Here is a 5,614-nt window from a genome sequence, read left to right as displayed (position 1 = left end):
CGACCTGGTGAACGTCCGCTACCTGACCGGATTCACGGGGTCCAACGGTGCCGTACGCGTCGCGGAGGACGGGTCGGCCGAGCTCGCCACCGACGGTCGTTATCGCGACCAGGCCGCGGAGGAGGCGCCGGACGTCGCGGTGACGATCGGTCGAGACCTTCTCGGTGTGCTCGCCGGCGGCGCCCGTGGCGCGGCGCGCGTGGGCATCGAGACCCACGTGCTCACCGTCGACGACCACGTCCACGCCCGCGAGGTCCTCGCCGGCGTCGAGCTGGTCTCGCTCGACCGGGCGGTCGAGGTGCTGCGCGTCGTGAAGGACGAGGACGAGCTGGACGCGCTGCGGAGGGCCTGCGACATCTCGGTCCAGGCACTCGACGAGCTGCTCGCGGGACCGCTGCTCGGGCGTACCGAGCGGGAGATCGCCCGCGACCTGGAGTGGACGATGTACGCCATGGGCGCGGAGGCGATCGGGTTCGAGACCATCGTCGCCGCCGGGGAGAACGCCGCGATCCCGCACCACGACCCGACCGACCGGCCCGTGGGTCGCGACGAGCTCCTCAAGATCGACTTCGGCGCCCGCGTCGACGGCTACCACGCTGACTGCACCCGTACGGTCGTCGTCGGCCGGGCCGACGCCTGGCAGACCGAGGTGTACGAGGTGGTCCGTACGGCCCAGCAGGCGGGTGTCGACGCCGTCACCGCCGGTGCCCAGACGCACGACGTGGACGCGGTCGTCCGCCGCAGCCTCGAGGACGCGGGGTGGCTGGAGGCGTTCACGACAGGACTGGGTCATGGTGTGGGACTGCAGATCCACGAGGACCCGTTCCTGAGCCGACCGGCCCCCGCTAGACTTGAACGTCGCACTGCCCTGACCGTGGAGCCCGGCATCTATGTGCCTGGTCGCGGCGGCGTGCGGATCGAAGACACCCTCGTCGTGACCGACGGACCAGCAGAGCTGCTCACGGTCGCGACCAAAGACCTCCTGGAGCTCGCCTGATGGCAACGACGAACGACTTGAAGAACGGCATGGTGCTGAACCTCGACGGGCAGCTCTGGTCCGTCGTGTGGTTCCAGCACCACAAGCCCGGCAAGGGCGGCGCCGTGGTCCGCACCAAGCTCAAGAGCGTGCTCTCGGGCAAGATCGTGGACCGCACCTTCAACGCCGACGTCAAGGTCGACGTGGCCAACGTCGACAAGCGCACGATGCAGTTCCTGTACCACGACGGCACCTCGTACGTCTTCATGGACACCTCGACGTTCGACCAGTACGAGCTGCCCGAGGCCACCGTCGGTGACGCCTCGGGCTTCCTCCTGGACAACCAGGAGGCCGTGGTCGCGATGAACGACGGCAACCCGCTCTACATCGAGCTGCCGGCGTCCGTCGAGCTCACCATCGAGTACACCGAGCCTGGCCTGCAGGGCGACCGCTCGTCCGGCGGCACCAAGCCGGCCAAGCTGGAGACCGGTCGCGAGATCCAGGTGCCGCTCTTCATCACGACCGGCGAGAAGGTCAAGGTGGACACCCGCGACGGTTCCTACCAGGGCCGCGTCAGCTCCTGATGGCGGGTTCTCGCACGAAGGCCCGCAAGCGCGCTCTCGACGTCCTGTTCGAGAGCGAGCTGCAGAGCCGCGGCGTCGGCGCGACCCTCGACGGTCGCGTCGCCGCGGGCGACCCGCCGGTCAACCCGTACACGATCGAGCTGGTCGAGGGTGTGCGCGAGCACCGCGACCGGATCGACGCCCTCCTCGAGGAGTACGCGCAGGGGTGGACGCTCGACCGGATGCCGGCCGTCGACCGCAACCTGCTGCGCATCGGGGTGTACGAGGTGCTCTATCGCGACGAGGTCCCCGATGCCGTGGCGGTGTCGGAGGCGACCAACCTCGCCGCCGAGCTGTCGACCGACGACTCTCCGAGCTTCGTGCAGGGTCTGCTGAGCCGGATCGTGGAGGTCAAGCCGACGCTGTCGGTCTGACCGCACCACCTGCTGCGTCGCGTCACGCGCCGTCGAGCGGAGGCACGTAGAACGCGGTCGTCGCCGTGACCTTGGCCGCCACGTCGTCAGGCGACGCGCCCGTCTCGGCGAGTGCCGCGCCCCAGGCCTGGCTGCTCTTGGTCATGCAGGTTCTGATCGTCGGATCCTTGTCGAGCTGCTCCGGTGATCCGAGCGCGAGCCCGGTGAGGTGCGCCCACATCCCGAGAAGGGTGAGGTCCCAGCCGACCCCCACGGCTCCCGGCCCGAACTGGTCCCACATCTCAGGCGGGACGACGGCGGTGTGCTCGAGACGGAGGTGGGTGCTGCCGTCTCCGGCCGGCTCGAGCCGGACCTCGACGATCGACGCGTCCTCGGGTCCGGCCGGCTCGCCCATGACCCAGGTGACCAGCAGGCGCTCGGGCGGCTCGCAGACGCGGATCTCGCCGCCTGCGTTGCCTTCGAGCTGATAGGTCCCGCCCAGTCGGAGGTCCCCGCTGATCGGCAGGAACCAGCGGGGGATCCGCTCGGCGTCGGTCAGGGCGTCCCACACCTCCTCGACGGGCGCGGGGTAGGTCCGTGACAGGGCGACGACGTGGGCGTCCCCGGCGGGAAGCTTCCCATCGCGTACGGCACGCTGTGCGGCGTCGATCTCGTCGATGAGGTCCTTCATGGTGTTCTCCTCGCGTCGGTGGTACGGCGTTTGCGGGCGCCTCGGGCCAGCTCGGTGCCCAGGGCGTCGAGCCGCTGGTCCCAGAACCGCCGGAGTCCGGCGGTCCACTCCTCGACCTCGGTGAGAGGCGTGGGATCGAGGGCGTAGAGGCGGCGGGTGCCCTCGGTGCGTACGGTGGCGAACCCGCTCTCTCGCAGCACACGAAGGTGCTGCGAGACGGCGGGCTGGCTGATCGAGAATTCCTCGCCCACGATCACGGCGACCTCGCCGGCTGCCTTCTCCCCGTCGGCGAGGATCTCCAAGATGCGCCGTCGGACCGGTTCGCCGAGGATGTCGAAAGCCCCCATATGCCGCATACTTTCGCGGTCACTAATATAAGTCAAGGCTTAAGCATCAGCGCTGCTGACGACGTGACGGGAGCTGCGAGCCACTCGACAGCGGCGTCTCGGGTATGCGTTAGCGTCGCCCCCGGTGTCACCGGAGCGCTCGGCGACGTCGACGGGTGAGACGGAATGGACGGGTGACGGCTTGAGGAGCGCAGGGTGACGCTGTGGGAGTTCGTGCAGGACCGCTGGTCGCTCTTGTCCTTCCAGGGCTACCAGCACGTGAGCCTCGTCGTGCAGTCGCTGGCGATCGCCACGGTGCTGGCCGTCGTGATCGCGTGCCTCTCCTACCGTTCGTCGCGCGTGACCAACGTCGCGCTGTCGGCGAGCTCGGTCGGGCTGACCTTCCCGTCTTTCGCGCTGTTCGGCCTTCTCATCGCCTTCATCCCCAACGGGGTCACCGTGTCGGTCGGTGCGTTGGCGTTCTACGGAGCACTCCCCATCCTGCGCAACGCCATCGTGGGTCTTGCCGGCGTCGACTCCACCCTCGTCGAGTCTGCGCGCGGCATGGGCATGAGCCGGACGGCTACCCTCGTGCGGCTCGAGATCCCGCTCGCGTGGCCGGTGATCGTCACCGGCATCCGCATCTCGGCGCAGATGCTGATGGGGATCGCCGCCATCGCCGCCTACGTCTCCGGTCCCGGGCTCGGCACCTTCATCTTCTCCGGGCTGTCGCGCATCGGCGGCGCCAACGCGACCAACTCCGCCTGGGCAGGGACGCTGGCCATCGTCGGCCTCGCGATCCTGCTCGACCTCGTCCTGAACGTCCTGGGACGCCTGACCACCTCGAGGGGTATCCGTGTCTGAGACCGACGTGAACCCGCCTGCCGACCGCCCGGCCGACGACACCGTGCTGACCGAGGCGCGCGGGCAGCGGATCTTCCTCGACGGCGTCACCAAGCGCTACCCCGGTCAGGACAGCGCGGCTGTCGACGACATCCGGATGGAGATCCCCGCCGGCGAGATCGTCATGCTCGTCGGCCCGTCCGGATGCGGCAAGACGACCACCCTCAAGATGATCAACCGCCTGATCGAGCCGACGAGTGGTCGTATCCTCATCGGCGACGAGGACGTGACCCGCAAGAACCCCGACGAGCTTCGCCGCCACGTGGGCTACGTCATCCAGGGAGCGGGCCTCTTCCCGCACCTCACCGTCGCCAAGAACATCGCGCTCGTCCCCAGGCTCCTCGACTGGGACAAGGACCGCGTCGACGCGCGGGTCCGCGAGATGCTCGAGCTCGTCAACCTCGACGCCGACACGTACGCCGACCGCTACCCGCGCGAGCTCTCCGGTGGCCAGCAGCAGCGCGTCGGCGTCGCCCGCGCGCTCGCGGCCGACCCGCCGGTGCTGCTCATGGACGAGCCCTTCGGCGCCGTCGACCCGATCACGCGCCAGCGGCTCCAGGACGAGCTCCTGCGGCTCCAGGAGGAGCTCCACAAGACGATCGTCTTCGTCACGCACGACTTCGAGGAGGCGGTCAAGCTCGGTGACCGGATCGCGATCCTCGACATGGGCTCCACGATCGCCCAGTACGACACGCCCGAGGCGATCCTCGCCGAGCCGGCCAACGAGTTCGTGGAGGGGTTCATCGGCCACGGGGCGGCACTGATGCAGCTGACCCTGACCCGGGTGCGTGACGTGCCGCTGCACGAGGCGGCCGTCGCCCACGTCGGTGACGACCCGGCTGAGGCGGCCGCAGCCGCGGTGGCGCTCGGCCGCGAGCACGTCATCGTGCTGGACTCCTCCGAACGGCCGCTGCGCTGGCTGTCGTTGCGCGACCTTCGGCGTGCCGACGCGCTCTCCCAGGTGACCCCCGACGAGCACCTCGAGTCCGTGAGCCTGTCCTCGACGCTCAACGACGCGCTCGACACGATGCTCACCTCCTCGCACGGTGTCGTCGTCGTGATCGGCCGGCGTGGCCGCTACGAGGGCGTCGTGCGGATCGAGACCGTCATGGACGCGATCCAGCGGATTCCCGCGGCGTCCCGCGATGCCGGACGGGTGGTCCGGTGACCGCCTCCACCACCGCCGTCGACGCCGTCCCGGCCGCGACCACGGCGAGCGGGACGGACGGCCCTGCACGTCTGCGACGGGGCCGCGCTGTCGGACAGCTGTTGGCCTGCGTCGCCGTCTTCGCCGCCCTGCTCGCCTACGTCTCGTTCGCCGACCTCTCGTCGGTGGAGGCCCGTACCCTCAGCGTCGACCGGCTCCTCACCCTGTCGTGGGAGCACATGCTGCTGGCCTTCTCCGCGGCCGCCCTCGTGGTCGTGGTGGCGATCCCGCTCGGGATCCTGCTGACCCGGGGTCCGATGCGGCGCTACTCCACGCCCATCATCGCGGTCGCGGGCTTCGGTCAGGCGGCGCCGGCGATCGGACTCATCGTCATCGCCGCGCTCTACTTCGGCACCGGGCGGTTCCCGTTCATCGGCGCGCTCGCCGTCTACGGGATCCTGCCGGTCCTCGCCAACGTCGTCACCGGCCTCGACGGCGTCGACCGCCGTCTCGTCGAGGCGGCCAGGGGGATGGGGATGTCGGCATTCGACACGCTGATGCGGGTCGAGCTGGCGCTGGCGGTCCCGGTGATCAT

At 69.8% G+C, this 5,614-nt stretch carries 8 protein-coding genes; 6 read left to right on the top strand and 2 right to left on the bottom strand.

What is annotated here, in order from left to right:
- The 3 genes from PV363_RS15620 to nusB form a co-directional block, all read left to right on the top strand.
- Window positions 1-997: Xaa-Pro peptidase family protein (locus PV363_RS15620; protein WP_301022807.1), on the top strand; the 997-nt coding region annotated here is incomplete at its 5' end.
- Complete coding sequence (gene efp / locus PV363_RS15615; protein WP_220344753.1) at window positions 994-1,560, top strand: elongation factor P; 567 nt, start codon at window positions 994-996, stop codon at window positions 1,558-1,560. The genes PV363_RS15620 and efp, both read left to right, overlap by 4 nt.
- Window positions 1,560-1,973, top strand: coding sequence for a transcription antitermination factor NusB (gene nusB / locus PV363_RS15610; RefSeq protein ID WP_220344630.1), 414 nt, complete (start codon window positions 1,560-1,562; stop codon window positions 1,971-1,973). Before efp ends, nusB begins: the two co-directional genes overlap by 1 nt.
- 22 nt (window positions 1,974-1,995) lie before the next feature.
- On the opposite strand, the gene PV363_RS15605 is transcribed toward nusB, so the two are convergent.
- A complete protein-coding gene (locus PV363_RS15605; RefSeq protein WP_220344632.1) occupies window positions 1,996-2,643 on the bottom strand; it encodes an SRPBCC family protein in 648 nt (215 codons plus the stop codon).
- Window positions 2,640-2,990: a metalloregulator ArsR/SmtB family transcription factor gene (locus PV363_RS15600; protein WP_220344634.1), complete on the bottom strand. Its 351-nt coding sequence runs from the start codon at window positions 2,988-2,990 to the stop codon at window positions 2,640-2,642. Before PV363_RS15600 ends, PV363_RS15605 begins: the two co-directional genes overlap by 4 nt.
- A gap of 195 nt (window positions 2,991-3,185) precedes the next feature.
- Here PV363_RS15600 and PV363_RS15595 point away from each other — a divergent pair, with 195 nt between their 5' ends.
- The 3 genes from PV363_RS15595 to PV363_RS15585 form a co-directional block, all read left to right on the top strand.
- Window positions 3,186-3,833 carry an ABC transporter permease gene (locus PV363_RS15595; RefSeq protein WP_301022806.1) on the top strand — a complete coding sequence of 216 codons (648 nt, stop codon included), beginning with the start codon at window positions 3,186-3,188 and terminating at the stop codon, window positions 3,831-3,833.
- Window positions 3,826-5,040, top strand: coding sequence for a betaine/proline/choline family ABC transporter ATP-binding protein (locus PV363_RS15590; RefSeq protein WP_301022805.1), 1,215 nt, complete (start codon window positions 3,826-3,828; stop codon window positions 5,038-5,040). Before PV363_RS15595 ends, PV363_RS15590 begins: the two co-directional genes overlap by 8 nt.
- A partial coding sequence (locus tag PV363_RS15585; RefSeq protein ID WP_301022804.1) for an ABC transporter permease subunit occupies window positions 5,037-5,614 on the top strand: 578 nt, incomplete at its 3' end. The genes PV363_RS15590 and PV363_RS15585, both read left to right, overlap by 4 nt.

It is taken from the genome of Mumia sp., assembly GCF_028803055.1.
Classification (GTDB): Bacteria; Actinomycetota; Actinomycetes; order Propionibacteriales; family Nocardioidaceae; genus Mumia.
Note: the sequence above shows the minus strand (reverse complement) of the source record. Positions and strands in the feature narration are given on the sequence as shown.

Coding starts and splice junctions, on each gene's coding strand:
- PV363_RS15605 (WP_220344632.1), bottom strand. CDS start 2,643: ATGAAGGACCTCATCGACGAGATCGACGCCGCACAGCGTGCCGTACGC.
- PV363_RS15600 (WP_220344634.1), bottom strand. CDS start 2,990: ATGGGGGCTTTCGACATCCTCGGCGAACCGGTCCGACGGCGCATCTTG.
- nusB (WP_220344630.1), top strand. CDS start 1,560: ATGGCGGGTTCTCGCACGAAGGCCCGCAAGCGCGCTCTCGACGTCCTG.